Below are 22840 nucleotides of genomic sequence, written 5' to 3'. Positions count from 1 at the left end.
TCGGCTTGAGATCGACGCCCCTTACGCAACGCGCTTGCCCCCACCGTGAGCAGGCTCAGGAACACCAGAAGGCACATCATCACGGCTTCGGGATCGCCGAAAAAGGGTTCGAGCAGGCTGGCGGAGATCCGCTCGGTCGCCAGCGGCGGCTCGAAGCATGCGCAGCCGAATGCCCCCAGGCGTCGCCCCCCCGCATCGACATGCCGAGCAGAATCCAGCGTCACCACCAACCCCAGGTCGACGCGCCGACCAAGGAAATGTACAGACATCAACGTCGCGCGTCGGCGACAGCGTGCCCTTGCGCCGAGCGACGAACTTCTGAGCCTCACAACGCGGTCGCTGCGTGGGCATGATGAACTCGCGTCCACGGCCAACTTGGCCGCTGACATACCGCTTTATTCCGCTTTACTCCGGAGTGGCAAAACCGCTTTGCCACTCATGCCGAAGTAATAAAAAAACCCGCCGCAGCGGGTTTAAGTCTTTGATTCTTTTGGAGGCGCGAACCGTAATCGAACCGATGTACACGGCTTTGCAGGCCGTGGGATTGCCAGTATTGGCGCGGGTTTCAGGGCCGTTGCCACTCGGGCTGCCACTTTTCGGCGCCTCTTGATGCCGCGTATCTCCGCTTTGTGCAGGTGTTGTGTCGAGCCTGGGCCATCGCTACGCGCTCTCCTACTTCGGCGGCTAGCGTGCAAGCGGACACGAGAACGATTTCACCGGCCGCTGCGTCTTGCTCGGCCACTCTAGCCTACTCTTTCGGGCTCGAACAACACGGCGAATTGAAACGGCGGACCGCGAAATGTCCTAACGACATTTTGCTCAGCGCGCTTCCGTACGCAACCCCACAACGGTCAACTCGACCTGATCGAGTAATGGCGAGCGCGCGAGAAGGTGACGAACGTGGAGCGGGCGGCGACAGGACCCCCGGAGGAATGGCCGGCGCATCATTCGAATCAATGCGCAATGCGCCGGCCGATTTCGTGCCCGAACCGCCTCGACGAGCGCGATGACCGGGACGACGTCGTATCAGGTACCGATCACCCCGCCGTCTTCCTTGGTGATCACAACGGTCGCGGAACGCGGGCGACCGCCGGCAGCTTCAGGCCACTGGCTGAACGCCAGCGGATTGGCGGCCATGTATTCATCCATGGACACGCCGGTCGGGAGGACCGGACGATTCGGATGGTTGCCCACTTCACCAGGATGCTGGACGTTGACGAACATCGTCTTGAGGTCCGGAGTCCAGGCGATACCGGTGATTTCGCAGCCGGACGGGCCCACGAGAAACCGTCTGATTTCGCCGCTCTGAGGATCGGCGCACAGCATCTGGTTGTTACCCTGGCCGAGATAGTTGCCCGTGTTGCTGAAGTTCCCGTCGGTCTGGATCCACAGGCGACCCTCGCTGTCGAAGCCGAGTCCGTCCGGACTGTTGAAAGTGTTGTCGGCGGTGATCTGCTCCGAACCGGAGCGCAGGTCGGCGCGCTCGGGGAAGGCGATCGGGTTTCCCGCGACGACGAATAGATCCCATTCGAAAGTAGTGGCCTCCGCCGCGTCACCGTCTTCGCGCCAGCGCACGATCTGTCCCCAGGAATTGGCCGCACGGGGATTGGCGTCGTCGATGTTGGCGGCTGCACGTCCGCTGTTGTTGGTGAGCGTGCAATAAACCTCGCCACTGCCGGGATGAACGGTGATCCACTCGGGGCGATCCATCTTGGTGGCACCTACCGCGTCCGCGGCCAGACGGGTCTTGATCAGCAGCTCGCCCTGGTCGACGAAGCGCGGGTCGGCGGCGAGAATCGGGTTCGCGTGCTTGTCGAGCAGTATCCACTCCCCCGTGCCGATGAAGTCGCCCGAGACAGCACCGTCGGAGAATTTCGCCACGTACAGCCTGCCGTGGTCGAGCAACTCGCTGTTGGCGGTCTTCCTGCCGGGGATGAAGCGATCATCCGAAACGTACTTGTAGATATAGTCATTGGTCTGGTCGTCACCCATATACACCACCACGCGGCCAGTGCCGGCCACGGTCAGTGCGGCGTTCTCGTGCTTGATGCGGCCGAGCGCGGTGTGCTTGACCGGCACGGAGTCGGGATCGAACGGGTCGATTTCCACGATCCATCCGAAGCAATTGCTCTCGTTGGGCTCCTTCACGTAGTCGAAGCGGTCGTCGTGTTCTTCCCAGCGGTAGCCTGAACCGAGCGGCGAGACCCCATAGCGCCTCATCACGTCGTCGCGGGCGTCGATGCCCGACGTCGTGCCGAAGTATCCCTGGAAGTTCTCCTCACAGGCCAGATAGGTGCCCCAGGGCGTGAACCCGTTGGCACAGTTGTTCAGTGTGCCCAATACCTCCACGCCCTCCGGATCGGCGCTCGTGCGCATCAGCGGGTGGCCGGACGCGGGCCCGGAAATCGCCATCGGCGTGTTGCCCGTGATGCGCCGGTTGTACTTCGAGTCCCTGACGATTTCCCATTTGCCGCTCTTTTGGTCGATGTGTAGCACCGACACGCCGTGCGCGTGCTGCGCCTTACGCACCTTGTCCAGCGTCCAGGGCTCGAGATAAGGCTGGCCGGGTTCAGGCGCGAACAGGTACTCGTAGTTGGTGTACTCGTGGTTCACGACAAGCAGGCCTTCCTTGCTCGACTGACCGTTGAGGGGGAAGAAATGCATGCCATCATGGTTGTCGCCGATCTGGCGGGCCTGATCCTCGCCGGTATTGGACCCGTCGGGCAGCCATTCCGGCGAGTCGGCGAAGAGCGCTTCGCCCCAGCGTGCGAGAACCTGCGCGCGGTAGCCCGACGGGACGACGACTGCGTCTCCGGAGGACACAGCCATCGGGGTGAAGCCGATCGTCGGGGTCTTCTGGTGGAGGGCAGGGGTACCAGCGGGTTTGGCGAAGGCGCTGAGAGGCCCGGCGGGAAAAGCGGCGGCGCCCAGGCCGATGCCGTTTTTCAAGAAGCCGCGGCGCGACACCACGCGCTCGACCACATCCTGGAAGTGCTGGTTGTCGGACAGGTTGTCCGGCAGGTCGTCATGACGGTCTTGGTCCACGTGTTGCTCTCCGTTGGGTTTTTTGTAGGCGAGCGCATTCTGAGCAAATCAGGTTTCACGAACATGAACGCCAGATGGAGGGGAAGGTGTGAGGCAGCGCACCCAAAGAGCAGTCTCGCCTTGGGCCGCGCCCTAAGGTCATCCCACGGATAGATCGGGCGCCTGCGCTGCTGCGCCACGTCGTGATTGGGCTGACGCGGGAAGCCGAGGAGCGATCGCACCCCTCTGGCCGGGGCTTGGCTCACCGGAGGCGCCCAGTTCGTCCCGATGGCTGTATGCCATCGCCAGCAGACCCTCGATCTGCAGTGTCGATTTGGGGCGCCTCCTCGCTGGTCACGCGATCCACCGATCGGGCAGCTGCATTTCAAGTTCGCGTGTCGGGCCTCGGGATGTGGCCGCCGTTCATGTCGGGCGTGAAGGGGCTCACGCCCGGGGCAGGCGGGCGACGCTCCTGAAGGTCGGCAGTTGATCCAGGCGATGGGGCAGCAAGAGGCCGGCGAAGTGGCGCTGCTGATGGACAATGCCTACGTGGACAACGCCACGCGAGAGCTGGCGCAGCAACAGGGCTTCGTGCCGGTGGTCCCGCCCAATCCGCTGAACGGGCTCACTGCACCAAGGAAAAGCCGACCTTGTCCACGACGCCCCGACGCATCGTACAACTGCACCCCACCGCCGACCAGGCCCGTTGCCCGCTTCATGCGTCGGGGACGGGCCCGCCCGATGACCAACTACTGAAACGAGATTGCCATGTTCTGCTGATAGGGTGGGCAAAGTCAGTCATTGCAGACAGCCGGGAGCGCCAATGAGGTGGAGATTCTTCGGTCTGCAACGAACCATCGATGAGGTGTTCGTCGATGGCTGGATTTATCCGGGGCAGCCGGATGCCGCCCGTATCGCGACCGCGCAAGGAGTGGCCTGATACGCCAGAGCGTGCGCGTGTTTTGGCCCTCTCTTGGCAGCCGGCTCGGGTGGGGTGCGTTGCTACTCCTCGCATTGCAGCGCGCACGCCAGGCGAGTCGAGGTAGTCGCTCCCCAATTGGACGGAACGACCGCGCTCCACGCGGTCCTCCCCGGAACAAAGGCGAATCGTCACCATACGGCGAACATTGAACCCAATTATTGCGGATACCCATTCGAACGCATGAAAAGCCTGAATTCGATGTCGGAGATGCTGTTTTGCCACTGCTGCCGCATTCATCACTCACGCGACGAGATGAGCCGCTATCTCACCCGGCACGGTTATCGGTGGCGCTGCCGGCGCTCGATCGAGGCCGCGCAGGGCAGCATCGCCGAACGTGACGCGTTCGGCAGGCAGCAAACCGAAATCAATCGTGATCTTTCGCGCCTGAGAGCGAAACGGCTATTTCTGACCCTCGAGGAAAGGCGATTATTGCCCTGAAGCCCCAAGTGACGGGTGAATCGACACTGGGCTGATCTTCGCGCAATCAGCCGAAGGCAACGAATACCCTGTCGTGGTCGACCACGAACTCCGCCCTGCGCCCGGCCGACGACAACAATTCCATAACATCAATCTGCTACGAATAGCGACGTGCTCCTGCCACGCAGGATCGCGCCGGGGTCGCCCACTGATTGCAACCACTTGCCAATGGAGTTTTCGATGATCGCCGCAGCTGAAAAATTCGCCGAAACCAGCATCGCCAGCCTCGACACGATGACGGCCGTACTCGAGGTAGCCTTCGACAGTGCCGCGCGTCTGACGGCGCTGAACTTTAGTACGTCGCGGTCCATGTTGCACGACGGGGTCAGCCGTGCCAGTGCGATGCCGGACGCCACGAACACCGGGGAGATCCTCACGCCCGAAACATCGCTGAGCCAGTCCGTCATCGACACTGTACTCGCGTACATCCGTAGCGCGAACGAGATCGTCGCCGAAGGGCACCAGGCGATTCTGCAACTCGTCGAGCCGCAGATCGCAGAGTTCAATCGGGAGATCACGAGAAACCTCGACACGGCTGCCAAGTCTGTGCCGGCGGGATCGGAGCTCGCCTTCGCCGCAGTGATATCCGCGCTCCAGGTGGCCAAGCGTGCTACAGGGAGCGGCGAATCCGCCAAGGGAGGCTCGACGGAATCGCAGGAAGAAACTTCCCGTCCGGCAAGGAAATCTGCCTGACACAAGGTTTGGCCTAACCTCAGCCACTGTGGCGGGAGCCATCCGGAGCCGACCAGCCAGCGTCTGACCTTCCCCTGTCGCGCCCCGATCCCTGCGCAACGAATCACGTTGCACAGGGATTTTTTTACTTTCTCTCCCTGGTTCTGGTGCTTGATAGCGGACGCCGCAAGTCCGCCACAGTCATCCTTGATCTGGTCCAAAAATCGTATAAACTGTTTTAACGATAAACTGATGTTGAGCGCGCCTTGCTGTCGGAAACCAATCGGGGCGCCAATCAGATCGGATGACTGCAACCAGACGCAGACAGAAAAGGAGGATGTGAAGAGGTGTCTGCGAAGGCTTCGACGGCTTCTCGTTGTGGCCCCACCTCCCCGGTCGACCGACCGCGGTTTCACACGCACATCATGCTCACTGTAATCGAAGGCAACGGAGTCGGCGCGCGGCCTGTCAACCGGCACAAGAAGATCCTCGAAACGGCTCACCGCATCGAACATCATGTTCTCGCAGGACACTTCAGCGTGGGGCAATCCCTTGCGAAGGCACTCACTCCGATCGAACGAGCCTTCGTCACCGAGAGGATGTTCCGCAACGGCTTCGGGGAAGACGTCCTTGTAAGAGTCCTCGCCCTGTAGCGCGCCGGGCGCTGGCCGGGGACTGCCGGCATCGCTCGCGCTATTTGGCCGGACGCCCCGTCTTGATTCGCTCGACGCCGTCGACCGCCGCATGAAAAGCCGCATCGGGCATCGCCGCCAAGGCAGCCAGCCCCGCTCGCAGCAGTTCACTCTTCTTGATTTCCCGTCCGCCTTTCAAGGCGCGCTGCTTGAGTTCGCCGAGTCGGGCGTGATCCCGCTCCGGGAAAGTGAAGCTGTCGCGCACCAGCTTCGGTTTCCTGACACCATTCCTTTTGCCTTTCGCATCTTTTGCAGAGGCTCCGCTCGCGCCAGCCGCCACCGCCTCCCTTTGCACCTCGGGGGGTGACACGAGCCCTTCGAAAGTCCGTCCCGGCGAAGCACCTTCCGCCGTCGTCTCCCCCGCCGCCAGATCGCGGCTTGCGAGCATTCTGGGGGGCGCGGACGAGTTGGCAGGGCCACGGACCCGTGCCTTGCTGGAAGTCTTCATGAAACACCTCGCGGAGAAACCATTCACACCGTATAAACAGTTTATGTGGAGTTACCCGACGTCACAAGACACGGCGCCAGCTTCATGCGCCGGAAACCACAGGCGCTTGCAGGCGCGAGCCGCCCCACTTCGCGGAACGGCTGCTGCGACATCCTGCTGTCACACAGGTTGGTTAGCGTGAGCGTGTGAGGATTTATCCCAATGACGATCGTTTGGTGATCTTCGATGCCGATGGCACGACCATCGACGCCTTTCATGCGGTCGAACGAAGTTTCCAGCGCCACGGCATGGCTCTCGGTCACCTCGAGCGCTTCCAGAAGCGCCGCAAGCTATTCAAGTACCTGGGCGGCCTGCGCGAATTTCCGAACAACCTGCGGCGCCAGTTCGGCAAACAGAACCGCACGCGCCTGCTATCGACGCTGACCGAGTTCTATCGCCACGAGGCGTGCCTGTATCCCGGAATCGACTCGTTGCTGCGCACGCTTCTGGCAACCCCGAACGTCCGCGTCGGCGTGGTGACCCGTAACGTCACCTTCGAGCCGCAGGAAACGCTGACCTGCCTGTTCCGCCGGCACGGGATCGACTCACGCGAATTTGATTTTTTCACTTGCCTTCCTTTGCGCGAGGACAAGACGCTGCACTTCAGGCGTATTCGGGAACACTTTGCAATCAACCCGGCCCGGGCGTACGCGTGCGGCGACGAGTACAGCGACTACCGCGCGGCGATCGGAGCCGCCATGCGTCCGTTCGTCGTGGCCTACGGCGCCGAAGACCGGCAGCGCCTGACGAACGTCTTCAGCGTCCCGGAGGAGTGCATCCTGTCGTCGCCCGAAGAATTTTGCAGCTGCCTGCTGCATACCCTGAACCTCCCGATACCGGGCACACCGGAGAAAGGATGAAGATCGTAGACCTGATCTATTTCAACGCCGGAGGCGGGCATCGGGCTACGGCCGTCGCCCTCGGCGCGGTGCTGCGGCAGCGCAAGCCGGAATGGCAGGTACGCCTCGTCAATCTCTTCGAAGTCCTCGATCCGCAGAACAGGTACCGCAGTATCACCGGAAGCGCGCCTGAAGACTGGTACAACAAACGCCTGGCGCGTGGATGGACGATCGGAATGGCGCCGGAACTCAAACTCCTGCAAACCGTCATTCGCCTTGCGCACCGCCCGCTCGTAAAGCAGTTCCAGCAGCACTGGGCGCAAACGGAGCCCGACCTCGTCGTCTCGCTGGTACCCAACTTCAACCGCGCTTTGTTCGAAAGCCTCGCATCGGCACTACCCGGCGTGCCCCACGTGACGATGCTGACTGATCTCGCCGACGTTCCACCCAATTTCTGGATCGAACCGGATCAAGACCAACACTTCATCTGCGGTACCCCCAAGGCGGTCGAGCAGGCACGCGCGCTCGGGCATGCCGAAGAGCGCATCCATGCGACATCGGGGATGATCATCCGGCCCGATTTCTACGACGTGATCCGTCTCGACCGGGCGCGGGAGCGGCACCGCTACGGGCTCGATCCTTTGCGGCCAACGGGCGTCGTCCTTTTCGGAGGGCATGGATCGAAAGCGATGCTGGGCATCGCCAAGAAGCTCGCCGAGTCGACCCAGCTGATCCTGTTCTGTGGCCACAACAAGGCGCTGGCCAGGCAACTGCGTGCATTGCCGCAACGGGCTCCCAGGCTCGTCATCGAATTCAGCCTGGATATCCCCTGCTACATGCGACTCGCGGATTTTTTCATCGGAAAACCCGGCCCCGGAAGTATCAGCGAAGCCGTGCAGCAAGGCCTGCCTGTCATCGTCGTGGAAAACGCCTGGACTATGCCGCAGGAGCGTTATAACGCCGCATGGGTTCGCGATAACCACCTCGGCATCGTCCACGGCAGCTTCCGCACGATCGACCGTGCCGTCGCTCAATTGTTGAGCCAGTTCGAGAAATTTCGCGTCAGCGTGCGCAGCATCGACAACCGCGCCCTGTTCGAAGTACCGGAGATACTGGACGACATTCTTGATGAGGCGACCCGCATTCATTCGGACGAAGCACAGGCGGCGTGCCATCCACCGCGGTTCCTTCGCACATCGTCGTCAGCCGCGGCGGCGGCATCGACGAGTGCCTCGCTTTCCGATTAGCACAAGTTTCTGCCTGGTAAACGTTCCGGAGCAGTGAATAACGGCTGAAGGTGGAACTTCTTTGGAGGGCATGTCGATCAAGTCCGAGAAACTCCGGTGGGGAAGGATTACAACGTCGGGGATTTCTACGAGCTGGGTCCGGCGATCCCGACGGGAGCGATCACGAACACCGACGACAGCGAAGATGCGACGTGCCAGCAACGGCGCCTCGCATGCTCTGGGTGCTCATGAATCCCAGGGGCCTGTCTTCCGATCACATTTGTCGGCCTTCGGGCATGAGTGCTGCACCTCATTCGGACAGTCCTGCAGGAAAACCTGAATCACTGCCATGTGTTCGCTCGCAGTCGTGCCAGAGCGGCACGCCATTGTGCGAGTGATTCCGCTTCATACTGAAGCTGAAGCGCTGCCCGTTCGACATGTTGCAAGCGCCACAACTTGCTGCCCGACGGGCGCCAGGGCCTCAGTCTTGAATCGAGCTGCTCGATGTCGTGTTCATTCAGCGCTTTCGCCGCCTCAAGGTACGATTGGTCAGGCTTTTCGAGATTCATGAGGACCTCTGACAGAAATTAACGTGCGGATTCGAAACAGCCAGCGCGCTTCACTTCGCAGGAACTATTCGCGAAACAATTTTTCGTGCGAAAAAGATATCGATTCCAGTCGTTTGCCGGGGGTGCCTGCAGACAACCGTCTAAATTACTGCACGCCCCATCGCTCCAGGTGCCCCTGCACAATCGGCGCAGTGCGAAGTTTAGACGGGCATCGGAACGCGATCAAAACCTTTTTTTCCTAAAATTGTGTTGTATCAACATGACTGATATGGGAATAAAATTGCTTTTGGATGGCGCGAATGGCCCCGGTTTTCAGTGAATCCTGCTTCGACACGATGATCTCAGCCGAATCCGGTTCAATTTCTCTGGGGAATCACATCATTATCCGGCAGTGTCGCCCCGTTTCTGCTTTGAATCACGTCTGGATAGCGGCGATTCGGTCCATTTTTGACATTAGAGGCCTCGATTCCGGACACGAGCATGCCGTGAAACATTCATGCCTGCTTCAAGTGCAAAGTCCCGCGCAGCCGGTTGAGGCGCTCGACGAGTTCGTGTGGCACGTGCTCCTGCACCCGCATTGCGCCGGCGTAAACCCGCGCCATCGTTGCCGTCGAGTGTGAGCCTGTCGCCCTGCCTCAGCGTCAGTCCGCCCAACTGTACCCCGCTACCGTCCTCGTCGATGACGAGGTTTTCGCGTCCCACGAGACAGACCGTCTCAAGTTGGCGCGCGACGACCGCGGCATGCGAAGCGCGCGCGCCACGTTGAGTGAGCCTCTTCACGCCAAAGGGCGCGCGTGACGGACGCGGGCCCTTTGCTCGTCCCGCCGACGCATCGCCCGAAGAACAACTGCGCACAAACCATCGCTCCCGTCACTCGTGGCCAAACTCGCGAAGCATTGATTGCAGCGACATGCGCTCGATCGTCTCCATCGGAAGGCTCAGGAAAAGGCGGATGCGGCGGGCGATCTGGGCGACTGCGTTCGTGAACGCGCGGGCCAGCTTGTCGCCGTCGCCTTCGACCGCAGCGGGGTCTGGAAAGCTCCAATGGGCGGTGATCGGCTGGCCGGGCCATACCGGGCACACCTCCCCGGCCGCCTTGTCGCAAACCGTGAAAATGAAGTCCATTTGGGGCGCCTCGTCCGTAGCGAACTCCGACCAGCTCTTGCTGCGCACACCTGCAACGTCGTACCCCTCGCTCGAAAGGACTTCGAGCGTCCGCGGATGCACGTGCCCCAGGGGCCGACTGCCAGCGCTGAAGGCCCGGAAGCGACCGTCCCCAACATGGTTAAGGACTACCTCAGCGATGATGCTGCGGGCTGCATTTCCGGTAGATATGAACAGCACGTTATACGGGGTGTCACGCATTTCACGCTCCTTCTCGACGAACTCGAGGGGCCAACCTCTCGCTTGAATACCACATCGGGTTAGATCTCGGCCGCCTGTGCGAAACGTGGCTGACGTTCAAGTTCGGCGCAAGGCCGTCAGCTCCTTACAACATGCAGCCTCGGTATCACCTGCGCCGTGGGCGCGAGGTGGATGCCTGTTCGTGAGCGCTTCGCTATCTTCTTCGCCTCAGCAGCGGCGGACGCGACGTCCTCGGCGTCGCGGAACTGCCCGGAAACCACGTGGACCTGGCCGACGGCAATTGTCGTCAGCGGAAAGAACGCCGCGAAACCGCGCCGGTCCTCGCTGTTGAAGCCGCCCGACTCCAGCTCACGGGTGTCGAACAGCGCGTGCGCATCGCGATTGAACTCGTGGACGATCGCTCGGCAGCGCGCCGCCCAGTCTTCACTCTGGAACAGCACGACGAAGTCGTCCCCGCCGACGTGGCCGACGAAATCATGTTTTCGATCGCTGTGCGCGAGCACGAGCTTCGCGGCAAGCTTGATCATCTCGTCGCCCCGCCAGTAGCCATAGAGGTCGTTGTACGGCTTGAAGTTGTTGAGATCGAAATAGCAGGCCGCAAACGGCACGCGCGCGTCGAGCAGCCGGCCGATGTGCTCGGTCACCGGAATGTTGCCGGGCAGCAACGTCAGGGGGTTCGCGTGGCGGGCGGCCTCGATTCGCAGTTCGGTGACGGCGCGTACGAGACTCTCGCCTGTCGCGACCCCGGCATACCGACCCTCGTCAGTGACGATGAAGCCGTCCTGTAGGTAGCGCTGATCCTCGCCAGCCAGCACGTTGACCAGCGACTGGAGCGGCGCCGAGCGCTCCGCGCACAACGGGTCCGCGTTCATGAACTCCGCTACCGGACGCTTGCCGTAGAGCTCGCGGTGGTACGGCTGCGCATACGCCTCGATGAAATCGCGGCGGTTCACGAGCCCCACCGGCCGGTCGCGATCGACGACGCCGATCGCATGCAGGTCCGGATTCGCGATGAAGAGGCGCATCAGCTCGGAGCTGGCTGTCTGCGGCACGACACTCGGCGCTGCTACGCGGAGCCTGTCGACCGAGTGGTCGAATCTCGGCTGTGGCGACGACGCGGGGAGGACTGAGACCTTGTCCGAACGCAGCACTGCCAGCGCGGCCGGAAGCAGACCGGGTTCGGGGAACTGCGCCGGCCGCCCGAGACAGTAACCCTGCGCGTAATGACACCCGAGGTCGCGCAGCACCGCGAGCTGTACTGGATCTTCGATGCCTTCGGCGACGAGGGGCGTACCCAACACCTCGGCCAGACGCAACACGCCTCGAATCACCTCGACTTTCCGGATGTCCGAATCGAGGCCCTGGACGAAGAACTTGTCGAGCTTGACGATTTGCGGTCTGAGTTGCACCCACAAACGCAGACTCGATCGGCCATCTCCGAAATCGTCGAGCGCCAGCGTGATCCCCGCCGCGCAGAGCGTCGTCATTGCCGCGTGCAGCCCGTCGACGTCCTCGACCCGCTCGTGTTCGGTGAGCTCCAGTACGAGCCGAACGGGCGCGATGCCTGCGGCCTCGGCACGACCCACGAGCTCCGCGCCATTGTCGCGCGCGAAGTGTTCGATCAGCGGCGCGGAAAGGTTCAGAAAAAGTTTCCCCTTCAGGCGCTGGCGCGCGAATGCGTCGATTGCCGTGAGGCACGCGATGCGTTCGAGTTCGGCGAGCCGCCCCGCGGCGCGCGCTGCGCGCAGGATCTCGTCCGGACTGCGCAGTCGAGAACCTGCTGGGCCCCGCATCAACGCCTCATATCCGTAGACAGACGCGTGGCTGACGTCGGCAATCGGCTGGAACGCGAACTCAAGCGCCCGCTCGTCGACTAGCGCGTGCAATTCGTCAAGATGACTCGTAGGACCGTTCGGATTCCGGGTCGGGCGGAGGGCGGGCTGTTCGGATTGCCTCATGGCGGACGATCGATCCTTTGGTGAGCAGGAACACCGGAGGCTACTCGGCAGTTATGTCGGTGCCGTTACACGCACGGCGTGTAAGACGGCGATTGGCACCGAGTGTGCATTTTTTCACGCCGGCAGCGCCAGAACGTCCAAGGGGGCGGCCGAACTTCGTCCGCACCCCCGACTCGACGCCGGCGCGGTCAGGGATCGGCCCAGGAGCGTGCATCTTCGCAATCGCGGCGTCTTTCCGAGCAGGGACAAGCGTCTCGAATCACGTCCCGCGCGACCCGCTCGAACGCGAGGACGACACCATCCCAGCTGCGCTGGCAACATGCTCACACGGGCCGCGCGTGACAATCGACCGAGCCGCGTCCGGTCGGCGAGCGTCGACAGCGCCGCGGCGACGAAACCCGCGTCGTCCCCTGGCGGCGCCAGCGCGCCGTTTTCGCCGTCCTCGACCAGTTCGGCGGCCGCCGCGCTGCGATACGCGACGACCGGCGTGCCGCTCGCCATCGCCTCGGCGACGACGTTGCCGTACGTCTCGGTGAGACTCGGAAACAGAAACAGATCGGCGCTCGCGTAGTGCTCCGCGAGCGCTTCGTGCAGCCGCACGCCCGCGAAGTGGTGGTCGGGACGCTCAAGTTTCAGGCGCGAAGCGGACGGGCCGTCGCCGATCCAGATCATCCGCGCGTTTGAATGTTGCCCGCGAATCGCCGCGAAGGCGCGCTCGGCGAGGACAAGATTCTTCTCGGGGGCGAGACGCCCGACATAGAGACAGACGAAATCCTCGGGCGCGGCGCCCCATTCCGCGCGCAGATCCGTGCTGCGGCGACGCGGGTTGAACAGACGGGTATCGACGCCACGACCCACGACGCGGACGCCCGGCACCCCCTCGCCGGCGAGATCGGCTGCGAGCGCCGTCGTCGGGACGAGTGTCGCGCGCGTCCTGCGGTGAAGTGCCCGCAAGTAGGCCGACACCGCCGGGCGCAGCCAGCCGAGGCCGTAATGCACGCTGTAATGGTCGAAGTTCGTGTGAAAACCGGACGTCACCGGAATGCCGAGGCGGCGCGCCGTGCTCACGGCGGACCATCCGAGCGGCCCTTCGGTCACGACGTGGACGAGATCGGGGCGGTGCCTGCGCCACTGCCGCGCGAGTGCGCCGCCCGACGGCAGGCCGAAGCGCAGGCCGGCATAGCCGGGCATCGGCACGCCTGCGATCGTCAAGTCGTACTCGCTCCCTCGGTCGTCCCGGCGTTGGCGGGGCCGCACTATGCTAACGCGATGGCCACGCTCGCGCATGCCGTGCACGAGCCGCCCAAGCGTCATCGCGACGCCGTTGACCTCGGGCGGAAAGGTTTCGGTAACGACGGCAATATCGAGGCAGCTCATATCCTGTCCAGCAAAATGCTGCCCCAGACGAACGCGCCCAGGACCAGCGAAACCAGCACCGCCGCACTGCCGATGTCCTTCGCGCGCTTTGCGAGGCGGTGGCTCTCGAGACCGACGCGATCGACGACCGCTTCGATCGCCGAGTTGAGCAGCTCGACGACGAGCACGAGCAGCACGCTCGCGACCATCAGCGCGCGCTCGGCGGCCGCGACCGGCATGATCAGCGCGATCGGCACGAGCAGCGCCGCGAGCCGGACTTCCTGCCGGAACGCGTCTTCGTGGACATAGGCGGCCTTGAGCCCAGCGAGCGAATAGCGGAGCGCGTTCCAGATCCCGCGCAGGCCGGTCTTGCCCTTGAACGGCGACTCGCGCTCGACCGCGCTATCGGCCGGCCGCGGCGGCATGCGCTCGTGCGTCACCGTTCGTCGAACGAGCGCAGGAACGGACGGGTCATGCCCGACGAACGACGCGCCACATCGGTGCAGGCCGCCGGCCCCCGGCACAGCGTGCCGTAGAGCGTCGCGAGTCTCCCCGCCATCGCGACGTCGGACCACTCCGCGGCGTACCGCCGCGCGTCGTCTGCGAGCTTTTGACGCTCGTGCGGACGCGCGAAGAGGTCCACGAGCGCGTCGCCGAAGAGCCGCGGGTCGTCCGGCGGCGAAAGCGCACCGCGCCCCGGCGCGAGGATGTCGTGCGTGCCCATGTCCGACAACGCAACGACCGGCAGGCCGGCCGCCATCGCCTCGAGCAGCACGAGTCCCTGCGTTTCGGTCTGGGACGCAAAGACGAAGACGTCGGCCGCTGCGTAACAGGCCGGCAGCGCGTTCACGCGCTCGAGATAACCGACGAACAGCACCGACTCGCCGAGCCCCTCGCGCCTCACCCGATCCCGGAGCTCGCGCTCGACCGGTCCCTCGCCGGCGATCATGAGCAGCAGGTCCGGGCGCCGCGCGAGCGTATGGTGCATCGCATCGAGCAGGAATCCGATGTTCTTTTCATGGGCGACGCGCCCGACGTAGAGCGCGACGGGCCGATCCGACGGAATTCCGCAGCGCCTGCGGAACTCGCCCGGTGCACCGGCGGCCAGGCGCTCGAACGGCACGCCGGTCGGCAATGTGTGCGTCGGCGCGGTCACGCCGTACTGCTGCAGTCGCTGCTGCATCGCGGTGGACGGCACGATCACCGCGTCGAGGTCGTTGCACTGCCGGCGCGATAGCGCCCGCGCGCCGTGCCGAAGCCAGCGCGCGGGCAGCAGCGGGACGTAGTGCTGCAGATACTCTTCGAACAGCGTGTGATACGTCGCGAGGACCGGGAGACCGAGGCTGCGTGCGGCGGTGACGCCGGCATAGTGCGCGACGAACGGCGTCTGGATGTGGATCAGGTCGCAATCCCGCGCGGCCTCTCGCACCGCCGCGTGCATCGCGCGCCAGCGTGGCAGCCGGTCTTCGCCGTCGCCCGGGACTGCGCGGCCCCCCACGCGAACGATCCCCTCCTCTTCGGCCTCGTCCGCATATCGGGGCACGACGAGGCGGGTCGCGACGCCGCGCGGAGACAGCGCGCGGCGAAAAGTCTCGATCGACGTCGATACACCGTTCACGCGCGGAAAATAGACGTCTGACACCATCAGTACGCGCATTCGGAAGCCTCCGCCGCTTCAAGCACCGTGCGGTTCGTCGCGGCTTCGCGTGCGCCCCACGCGATCAACTCGAGGCGGCCGTCGGGATGCTCGACGATCGCGGTGCACGAATCAACCCAGTCGCCGCAATTGACGTAACTGAGGCCGTCGACCTCGCGTATCGCAGCCCAGTGGATGTGGCCGCAGATCACGCCGTCGAGGCCGCGCTCGCGCACGTGATGAATCGCCGACTCCTCGAAATCGAAAATGAAATCGAGCGCCTTCTTGACCTTGCGCTTCGCATAGCCGGCTAGCGACCAGTAGCCGGGGAGGTTCAACCTGCGGCGCACCCACGACAGCAGGACGTTCAGGCGCACGAGCACCGTATAGGCGCGGTCGCCGAGCACGGCGACCCAGCGGTGGTGGCGCGTCACCTGGTCAAATTGGTCGCCGTGGATCAGCAGGTGGCGCTTGCCGTCCGCGGTTTCATGCACGACCTCTTCGAGCACCTCGATGTCCCCGAACACGGTGCCGCAGTAATCGCGCAGCGCCTCATCGTGGTTTCCGGGTATCAGCACGACGCGTCCGCCGTGGCGCGCGCGCCGCAACAGCTTCTGCACGACCGTGTTGTGGGACTGGCGCCAGCAGATGCTGCGATTCATCGCCCAGAAGTCGACGATGTCGCCGATCAGGAACGTGTTGTCGGCGGGATACTCGCGGAGGAATTCGACGACCCGTTCCGCCTGGCACGCCGGCGTGCCGAGATGGATGTCGGAAAGAAAGACCGATTTGACCGTTGGCATGCAGCCACGTTACCCACCGACGATGAAAGCTCCGTGACCCCGCGGTGACAGTTCGATGACGGGCCGCTCCGCTTCGTGTTCGTCAACGAGCGGATGCGCAGATCCTGTGCGAGCGCGACGCAATCCTCGACGCGCTGCCGCCCGCGACCCGCGCGCGCCAGCGGCGCATTTTGCGCGGCTACGACCCGAACGCTCGGCACCGGCAGTACCGCGGCCTGCTCAACCGAGCAGAATATTCACGGGCATCGTAATCCTCCGGTCGGATCACGAAGTGTATGAATCCGAGTGGACAGATTTATAACACCGCCGGGACCGGCGGAAACGGTCGGGCGAGCGGCGGCGGGCGTAACACGGCGGACATTTCCGAGTCATCGACCTGAAACAAGCGCCACTTAGATTGGCTCGAGCCAACCCGAGGATTGAACCGCATGCTACAGACCACACAGCTGCAGCGCGCCGGCTGCCGCGCGCTGCACGCCGGCATCGCCACCTGCCCGAGCGAGATCCACGAAGCGAAGAAGCTGCGCTACCGCGTGTTCGCCGAAGAAATGGGCGCGCGGCTGCCGACGCGGAGCCCGGGCGTCGATCATGACCTCTACGACCCGTTTTGCGAGCACCTCGTCGTGCGCGACGACGTCGCCGGCCGGATCGTCGGCACGTACCGCATCCTGTCGCCGCACGCCGCGCGGCGCGTCGGCAGCTATTATTCCGAGACCGAATTCGACCTGACGCGGCTGCAGCATCTGCGCCCGCGCATCGTCGAGATCGGCCGCTCGTGCGTGGATCCCGACTACCGCAGCGGCGCAGCGATCGCGCTGCTGTGGTCCGCGCTTGCGCGCTACATGCGCGACAACGGCCACGATTACCTGCTCGGCTGCGCGTCGATCAGCATCGCCGACGGCGGCCACACCGCCGCTAGCCTCTACGCGCGCCTGCGCGAGAAGCATGAAAGCCCACCCGAATACCGCGTGACCCCGCGCTGCGCGCTGCCGCTCGACGCGCTGCGCGGGGACGTCGCCGCCGAGCCCCCGCCGCTGATCAAGGGCTATCTGCGCGCGGGCGCGTGGATCTGCGGCGCGCCCGCGTGGGACCCCGACTTCAACACTGCGGATCTGCCGATCCTGTTGCCGATGAACCGGCTCGACCAGAAGTACCTCAGGCATTTCGGCGGCGACGGCAGGTGACGGTCGCAGCCGAGGTGTCCGCCGCGCGGCGCTGTTGGCGGCTGTTGCGGCTCGCGCACCATCTGCTGCTGGGCGCTGCGGCGACGCTGCTCGTCGTCCCGGCGCTCCCCGCACCCGCACGGCGTCGCGTCCGGCAGATCTGGTCGCAGCGCCTGCTGCGCGTGCTCGGGATCCGGGTCGAGCTCGACGGCCCGGCGCCACCGCCACACAGCCTGATCGTCGCGAACCACGTGTCATGGGTCGATGTTTTCGCGATCAACGCCCTTGCGCCCGCTGCCTTCGTCGCGAAAGCCGAGGTGCGCACCTGGCCGCTGGTTGGCTGGCTCGCGGCGCGCCACGACACGCTGTTCCTGCGCCGCGGCAGCGCCGCAGACGCGCGACGAACCGAGCAGGCGATCACCGCGGCAATCGCCGCCGGCGCGTGCGTCGCGGTATTCCCAGAAGGCACGACGACCGACGGCTCGCGACTTCTGCATTTTCACGCCGCGCTGCTGCAGGGCGCGGTCGCCGCCCGGCGCCCGGTCGTGCCGCTCGCGCTGCGCTACGAGGACGCGCGAGGGTCGCGCAGCGCGGCGGCCGCATACGCCGGCGACACGACGCTCTGGCAGAGCCTCCAGTCGATCGTGCGTACATCCGACCTCACGCTGAAGCTCGCCAGCGGGGCGCCGCTCACGACCGCGGGAGCGGATCGCAAGGCCGTTGCGCGGCGTGCGCGCACGGTCATCGCCGACGCGCTGTTCGTCGGCGAAGCGGATGCGATCCGCCACGCCGCGTGAGCCGGCAGGGCCGGCAGGGCCGGCTCACGATCTCGCTCGCCGCCGGACCTTCCGTCGTTGCCGTTGCAAAGCCGCGTGCGGTCGTCTTTGATTTCAGGACTGCGCCCTGTCGATTCCCGCAGCCCGTCGCGTGCCGGCTCGACCCGGTCGAGCGCGCTGCAGCGCAACGAACTCGAGCACTCCGCAAAGGATCGCGCGGCCGAGCGCGAGCGCCGGCAGCAGGCGGATACGCCGAAAGGATTTCCGGTTCATCTTCGTTTCCGGTTCGAACGCTTGGCCGCACCTTATCAAGTCAACATGGCATTCTCGTTTCAACGACCCGATCCGCGCCGCCGCCCCGCGCAGCCGTTTCCGCTGCCGCGCTCGCGAGGGGCCGCTGCGCGGACGTGACGCGGAGCCGCCCGATGCCCGACGCCGCGCTTCCGGAGCTCGTCGAGCTCGAACGCGTCATCGACGCGGGACACGGGGTTCTTGACGTGCGGGTCGTCCGTGAGGTCGAGGCGGGTGCGGCAGCGAGATTCCCGATCTACGCGATCGCGCTCGGCAACCCCGACACCAACGCGCCCGCGGTCGGATTCGTCGGCGGTGTGCATGGGCTCGAGCGCATCGGCACGGACGTCGTCGTCGCGTACCTGAGGCACCTCGTGATGCGCCTGCGGTGGGACGCGACCCTTCATCGCCAGCTCGAATCGGTGCGGCTCCTGTTCATGCCGCTCGTCAATCCCGGCGGCATGTGGCGCGCGACGCGCGCGAACCCGAACGGGGTCGACCTGATGCGCAACGCGCCGCTCGAGGCGCACGAGCGCGTGCCCCCACTGATCGGCGGGCACCGGATCAGCGCACACCTGCCGTGGTTCCGCGGCCATCTCGGCGACGCGATGGAGGTCGAGAGCGCGGCGCTGTGCAAAACCGTCGCGGCTGAGCTGCTCGCGCGGGAATTCAGCATCGCGCTCGACTGCCACTCGGGTTTCGGCCTCAGCGACCGTATCTGGTTTCCGTACGCGCACACGCGCGAGCCGTTCTCCCACCTCGCCGAGGTCCATGCGCTCGAGGAGATATTCCGGCGGACGCACCCGCACCACCCCTACATCTTCGAGCCGCAAAGCCTCCAGTACCTCGCGCACGGCGATCTGTGGGATTACCTCCATCTGCGCGCGGCCCGTGCGCCGGGCCGCATCTTTCTGCCGCTGACGCTCGAGATGGGCGCGTGGCTGTGGGTCAAGAAGAACCCGCGGCAGATGTTCTCGAAGCACGGGATCTTCAATCCGCGGCTCGCACACCGGCAGCAGCGCGTGCTGCGCCGGCACCTGTCGCTGCTCGACTTTCTGTCGCGCGCGGCAGCGAGCTTCGCTGCATGGATCCCGCGGGGGAATGCGCGGGCGGTGCATGCGGCGCGCGCGCTCGACCGCTGGTACCGGTGAGCGGATGAAGACCTGGGTCTTCCTGCGCGGGCTCACGCGCGAAAGCGGTCACTGGGGTGGCTTCCTCGAGACGTTTGCATGCATCGTTCCCGATTCGCGCATCGTTGTCACTGCCGGATGTAAGTTGATACGGGCTGCCGATTGAAAGTTGATACACCGAGTTGAGAAGATCGGGCCATTTGGAGCCCGGGTGATCACAGACGAGGTGTATGTGGAAATCGAACTGTTGAGGCGTCACGGGTTGAGCCTTCGGCGGATCGCCGCCGAGGTGGGGTGTGCGGTGAACACGGTGCGTGCGCACCTGGCGTCGCCGGGGCTGCCGCGCTACGCGCGCAAGGTCCAGCGGGTGACGAAGCTGGCGCCCTTCGAGGCGTACTTGCGCGAACGCCAGGCGGCGGCGCATCCGCACTGGATTCCGGCCTCGGTCCTGATGCGTGAGATCGTGGCGCAGGGCTATCAGGGTGGCGCCAGCCAGCTGCGCGCGTTCATGCACATGCTCAAGCCGGCGCAGCCATCGGAGCCGGTGGTGCGCTTCGAGACGGCGCCGGGCCACCAGATGCAGGTCGACTGGGTGGAGTTTCGCAAGGGCGCGCAGCCGCTGTACGCGTTCTGCGCCACGCTCGGCTACAGCCGCATGAGCTACGTCGAGTTTGTCACCGACATGAAGGTGACGACGCTGATCGGCTGCCACGAGCGCAGCTTCGCGGCGTTCGGGGGCGTGGTGCGCCAGGTGCTGTACGACAACATGAAGACCGTGGTGCTCGAGCGCGATGTCGACGGCGAAGGCGCGCACCGCTACCACGCCGGCTTTCTGGACTACGCCCGTCACGCCGGGTTCGTGATCAAGCTGTGCCGCCCCTATCGGGCACGGACCAAGGGCAAGGTGGAGCGCTTCAACGGCTATCTGCGGCGCTCGTTCTACGTGCCGCTGGTGGCGCAGTTCAAGCAGGCCGGTCTGGTGCTCGACGCCGCCACGGCCACGGTGCAGGTGCGCCGCTGGCTCGACGAAGTCGCCAACGTGCGCGTGCATGGCACCACCGGCGAGCAACCGGTAGCGCGGCTGGCGGCCGAACGGGCTGCGCTGCAGGCGCTGGCACCGCCGTGGCGGGGCGACATCGAGGGCGCCCGGCCGCAGGCTGAGGCGGCACACGACGAGGGCCCCGTGCGCCCGCCCGCCGTGCGTGCGCACCTCGAAACGGCGCAACCCGCCCAGCATCCGCTGGCCGTCTACGACGCGTTGCTGCAGACGCTGCAACAGGCGCAGGAGATCGGCGCATGAACCTGCAATACGAACGGATCCAGGCGCTGTGCCAGACGCTGAGCCTGCCGCTCACCGCCCAAGGCTATGCCGCAGCGGCCCAGCAGGCGGCCACCGATCAACTGGCCTACAGCGACTTCCTCGAACAGTTGCTGCGGGCCGAGGCGGCCGGTCGTCAGAGCCGCAAGCAAAGCATGCTCACGCGCCTGGCGGGCTTCCCCGCGATCAAGACGCTGGAGGATTTCGACTATGGCTTTGCCAGCGGGCTCAAGCGCAGCCAGATCGAGGAGTTGGCCAGCCTCGCCTTCGTCGAGCGTGCCGAGAACGTTGTGCTGGTGGGCCCCAGCGGGGTGGGCAAGACCCATCTGGCCATCGCGCTGGGCTACCGCGCCACGCAGGCCGGCATCAAGACGCGCTTCACCACCGCCGCCGACCTGCTGCTGACGCTGGTCCTGGCGCATGAGCGCAACCAGCTCAAGAACGTGATGCAGCGGGCGATCAACGCCTACCGGCTGTTGATCGTCGACGAGATCGGCTACCTGCCGATGACGCGCGAGCAGGCCAACCTGTTCTTCCAGGTGATCGCGGCGCGCTACGAGCGGGGCAGCCTGATCGTGACCAGCAATCTGTCGTTCGGGCAGTGGGACAGCACCTTCGCCCAGGATGCGACGCTCACGGCGGCGCTACTGGATCGGCTGCTGCATCACGCGCACATCGTGCCGATCAGCGGCGAGAGCTACCGGCTGAAACACCAGCGCAAGGCCGGGATGGTGCAAGCGCTGGCGGTCGCCGGCTGAGGGCCGCGCGACGGAGCGCCCCTGCGGTCGGGCCTTCGGCCCTCCCTTCGGGGCGCTCCGTCGCACATGTCAATGGGATAGAGGTGTATCAGTTTTAAATCGGCAACCGCCGGGAAAGCGTGTCAGTTTTAAATCGGCATTGACAATCGTCGCGCTCGACCTGCCGGGAACCGGCGCGCGGCATCGCGAGACGAGTCCGGGCGACGTGCCGCGGATTGCCGAAGACTGCAGGAGTACGCTGTTTCGGCTCGGGGTCGACCCGCCGTACCGCCTGCTCGCGCTGTCGCTCGGCGCGATGGTCGCGCTCGCTTGGGCCGACCGGCATCCCGCGGAGATCGCCGAATGCGTGCTGATCAACACGAGCCTTCGCACCTACAGCCCGTTCTACCGCCGCCTTCGCCCGCGCAGCTATGCGCGGCTGCTGTACCTCGCGCTGCGCGACGACGCGCGCGCGTGCGAGACGATGATCCTCCGGCTGACGAGCGGGCAGCGCGATGAGCGGCTGGTCGACGAATGGGTCACGCTGCGCGTTCGTCATCCGGTGACGCTCGCGAACGCGGTGCGCCAGCTTTTCGCCGCGGCGCGCTATCGCCCGCCGCGCGACCGCCCTGCCCCGCCGGTGCTCGTCCTCGCGAGCCGGAACGACCGGCTGGTGCACGTCGCGTGCTCGAAGGCGATCGCCGCGGCGTGGAACTGCTCGCTGCGGATCCACCCCTACGCAGGCCACGACCTTCCACTCGACGACGGCGCATGGGTCGCCGAGCAGGTGCGCCACTGGACCGATGGAGGCGGCGCGTGATCGCTCGCATCTGCGCGCGCACATCGATGAAAGGATCGGGTACCGCACGTTCGGGGGCGATGGCGAGCGACCGCGCTACCCGCGTCGCCCGGTCGGGCCGGCGACACGCCGCTTCAACCTCGACCCGTTGCTGCCCTTCGTTCGCGCTCGGATTGATGCCTGTTGTCGAGGCACTACGGTCATTCGAAAGGGCTCACTAGCAGAGGCCGCGCTCACCTTGCCTGACTCTCGTTCAGTGCTTCCAGGCGGTCAGTTTCACCTCTCGCCAATGCGTGTGAGATAGCGTCGGATTTTGTCAATTACCTGATCAATGCTCTGATGGGCATCGACTTCGATCCCGAGTGCGCGGGCCAGCTCGCGTGCCTTGACGGGGTCGATATGTTGCCTGCCACTTTTGGCAGCCCTGACCATTTCTCGCGCCCGCTCGAGATCTTCAGTCCGCTGCCGCTTGAATTGACTCAGGATCCAGTTGAGCATGTACCGAAAGCCCTTTCAGAAGTAGAAGCAGGAACCCGCCGG

General features: G+C 64.9%; 24 protein-coding genes. 12 read left to right on the top strand and 12 right to left on the bottom strand.

What is annotated here, in order from left to right; translation table 11 throughout:
* Positions 1–1026: 1026 nt before the first annotated feature.
* A complete protein-coding gene (locus EBN1_RS15865; protein ID WP_011238980.1) occupies positions 1027–3045 on the bottom strand; it encodes a PhoX family protein in 2019 nt (672 codons plus the stop codon).
* A gap of 465 nt (positions 3046–3510) precedes the next feature.
* Between EBN1_RS15865 and EBN1_RS15860 the strand changes: the two genes are divergently transcribed.
* From EBN1_RS15860 to EBN1_RS15850, 3 genes are all read left to right on the top strand, one after another.
* Complete coding sequence (locus EBN1_RS15860; RefSeq protein ID WP_157866630.1) at positions 3511–3780, top strand: hypothetical protein; 270 nt, start codon at positions 3511–3513, stop codon at positions 3778–3780.
* Between the two features lie 406 nt (positions 3781–4186).
* Positions 4187–4444, top strand: a complete 258-nt coding sequence (locus tag EBN1_RS15855) for a hypothetical protein (RefSeq protein WP_041646506.1) — start codon at positions 4187–4189, stop codon at positions 4442–4444.
* A gap of 219 nt (positions 4445–4663) precedes the next feature.
* Positions 4664–5176, top strand: coding sequence for a phasin family protein (locus EBN1_RS15850; protein ID WP_011238977.1), 513 nt, complete (start codon positions 4664–4666; stop codon positions 5174–5176).
* Between the two features lie 672 nt (positions 5177–5848).
* Here EBN1_RS15850 and EBN1_RS15845 read toward each other — a convergent pair.
* Positions 5849–6052: a hypothetical protein gene (locus EBN1_RS15845; protein ID WP_197531820.1), complete on the bottom strand. Its 204-nt coding sequence runs from the start codon at positions 6050–6052 to the stop codon at positions 5849–5851.
* A 458-nt stretch (positions 6053–6510) separates the two neighbouring features.
* On the opposite strand from EBN1_RS15845, the gene EBN1_RS15840 reads away from it, so the two are divergent.
* Together EBN1_RS15840 and EBN1_RS15835 are read left to right on the top strand one after the other, a co-directional pair.
* Positions 6511–7194 carry an HAD family hydrolase gene (locus EBN1_RS15840; RefSeq protein ID WP_241762747.1) on the top strand — a complete coding sequence of 228 codons (684 nt, stop codon included), beginning with the start codon at positions 6511–6513 and terminating at the stop codon, positions 7192–7194.
* The gene (locus EBN1_RS15835; RefSeq protein WP_011238974.1) at positions 7191–8420 is read left to right on the top strand and encodes a glycosyltransferase; all 1230 of its coding nucleotides are present in this window, start codon (positions 7191–7193) and stop codon (positions 8418–8420) included. Before EBN1_RS15840 ends, EBN1_RS15835 begins: the two co-directional genes overlap by 4 nt.
* Before the next feature lie 320 nt (positions 8421–8740).
* Here EBN1_RS15835 and EBN1_RS15830 read toward each other — a convergent pair whose 3' ends face one another.
* The 8 genes from EBN1_RS15830 to EBN1_RS15795 form a co-directional block, all read right to left on the bottom strand.
* Positions 8741–8968, bottom strand: coding sequence for a hypothetical protein (locus tag EBN1_RS15830; protein ID WP_041646504.1), 228 nt, complete (start codon positions 8966–8968; stop codon positions 8741–8743).
* Positions 8969–9421: 453 nt separating this feature from the next.
* A complete protein-coding gene (locus EBN1_RS15825; protein ID WP_197531819.1) occupies positions 9422–9748 on the bottom strand; it encodes a PEP-utilizing enzyme in 327 nt (108 codons plus the stop codon).
* A gap of 90 nt (positions 9749–9838) precedes the next feature.
* A complete protein-coding gene (locus EBN1_RS15820) occupies positions 9839–10333 on the bottom strand; it encodes an arsenate reductase ArsC (RefSeq protein ID WP_011238971.1) in 495 nt (164 codons plus the stop codon).
* A gap of 116 nt (positions 10334–10449) precedes the next feature.
* Complete coding sequence (locus tag EBN1_RS15815; protein WP_241762746.1) at positions 10450–12219, bottom strand: EAL domain-containing protein; 1770 nt, start codon at positions 12217–12219, stop codon at positions 10450–10452.
* A gap of 186 nt (positions 12220–12405) precedes the next feature.
* On the bottom strand, positions 12406–13668 hold the full coding sequence (locus tag EBN1_RS15810; RefSeq protein ID WP_011238969.1) for a glycosyltransferase family 4 protein: 1263 nt from the start codon (positions 13666–13668) through the stop codon (positions 12406–12408).
* Positions 13665–14072 (bottom strand): diacylglycerol kinase, encoded by a 408-nt coding sequence (locus EBN1_RS15805; RefSeq protein ID WP_011238968.1) that lies wholly within the window; start codon positions 14070–14072, stop codon positions 13665–13667. The genes EBN1_RS15810 and EBN1_RS15805 overlap by 4 nt, the downstream gene beginning before the upstream one ends.
* Before the next feature lie 11 nt (positions 14073–14083).
* Complete coding sequence (locus tag EBN1_RS15800; RefSeq protein ID WP_011238967.1) at positions 14084–15304, bottom strand: glycosyltransferase; 1221 nt, start codon at positions 15302–15304, stop codon at positions 14084–14086.
* A complete protein-coding gene (locus EBN1_RS15795) occupies positions 15292–16086 on the bottom strand; it encodes a UDP-2,3-diacylglucosamine diphosphatase (protein ID WP_011238966.1) in 795 nt (264 codons plus the stop codon). Before EBN1_RS15795 ends, EBN1_RS15800 begins: the two co-directional genes overlap by 13 nt.
* Positions 16087–16514: 428 nt before the next feature.
* Here EBN1_RS15795 and EBN1_RS15790 point away from each other — a divergent pair, with 428 nt between their 5' ends.
* Both EBN1_RS15790 and EBN1_RS15785 read left to right on the top strand, forming a co-directional pair.
* Positions 16515–17270 (top strand): GNAT family N-acetyltransferase, encoded by a 756-nt coding sequence (locus EBN1_RS15790; RefSeq protein WP_011238964.1) that lies wholly within the window; start codon positions 16515–16517, stop codon positions 17268–17270.
* Positions 17267–18046, top strand: a complete 780-nt coding sequence (locus EBN1_RS15785; protein ID WP_011238963.1) for a lysophospholipid acyltransferase family protein — start codon at positions 17267–17269, stop codon at positions 18044–18046. Before EBN1_RS15790 ends, EBN1_RS15785 begins: the two co-directional genes overlap by 4 nt.
* A 93-nt stretch (positions 18047–18139) precedes the next feature.
* Here the strand turns inward: EBN1_RS15785 and EBN1_RS15780 are convergent, their stop codons facing one another.
* Positions 18140–18298, bottom strand: a complete 159-nt coding sequence (locus tag EBN1_RS15780; protein ID WP_157866629.1) for a hypothetical protein — start codon at positions 18296–18298, stop codon at positions 18140–18142.
* Positions 18299–18450: 152 nt separating this feature from the next.
* On the opposite strand from EBN1_RS15780, the gene EBN1_RS15775 reads away from it, so the two are divergent.
* The 5 genes from EBN1_RS15775 (at position 18451) to EBN1_RS15755 (ending at position 22321) form a co-directional block, all read left to right on the top strand.
* Positions 18451–19467, top strand: a complete 1017-nt coding sequence (locus EBN1_RS15775) for a M14 family metallopeptidase (RefSeq protein ID WP_011238961.1) — start codon at positions 18451–18453, stop codon at positions 19465–19467.
* Between the two features lie 4 nt (positions 19468–19471).
* On the top strand, positions 19472–19612 hold the full coding sequence (locus tag EBN1_RS15770) for a hypothetical protein (protein WP_193759527.1): 141 nt from the start codon (positions 19472–19474) through the stop codon (positions 19610–19612).
* A 45-nt stretch (positions 19613–19657) separates the two neighbouring features.
* Positions 19658–20746, top strand: coding sequence for an IS21-like element ISAzo17 family transposase (gene istA / locus EBN1_RS15765; protein ID WP_011236249.1), 1089 nt, complete (start codon positions 19658–19660; stop codon positions 20744–20746).
* A complete protein-coding gene (gene istB / locus EBN1_RS15760) occupies positions 20743–21522 on the top strand; it encodes an IS21-like element ISAzo17 family helper ATPase IstB (RefSeq protein WP_011236051.1) in 780 nt (259 codons plus the stop codon). Before istA ends, istB begins: the two co-directional genes overlap by 4 nt.
* Before the next feature lie 139 nt (positions 21523–21661).
* Entirely contained in the window at positions 21662–22321 is a 660-nt protein-coding gene (locus EBN1_RS15755; RefSeq protein WP_049780296.1) for an alpha/beta fold hydrolase, read from the top strand.
* A 255-nt stretch (positions 22322–22576) separates the two neighbouring features.
* Here the strand turns inward: EBN1_RS15755 and EBN1_RS15750 are convergent, their stop codons facing one another.
* Positions 22577–22798, bottom strand: coding sequence for a hypothetical protein (locus tag EBN1_RS15750; RefSeq protein ID WP_011238958.1), 222 nt, complete (start codon positions 22796–22798; stop codon positions 22577–22579).
* Between the last annotated feature and the right edge of the window lie 42 nt (positions 22799–22840).

The organism is Aromatoleum aromaticum EbN1 (assembly GCF_000025965.1).
Lineage (GTDB): Bacteria > Pseudomonadota > Gammaproteobacteria > Burkholderiales > Rhodocyclaceae > Aromatoleum > Aromatoleum aromaticum.
Note: the sequence above shows the minus strand (reverse complement) of the source record. Positions and strands in the feature narration are given on the sequence as shown.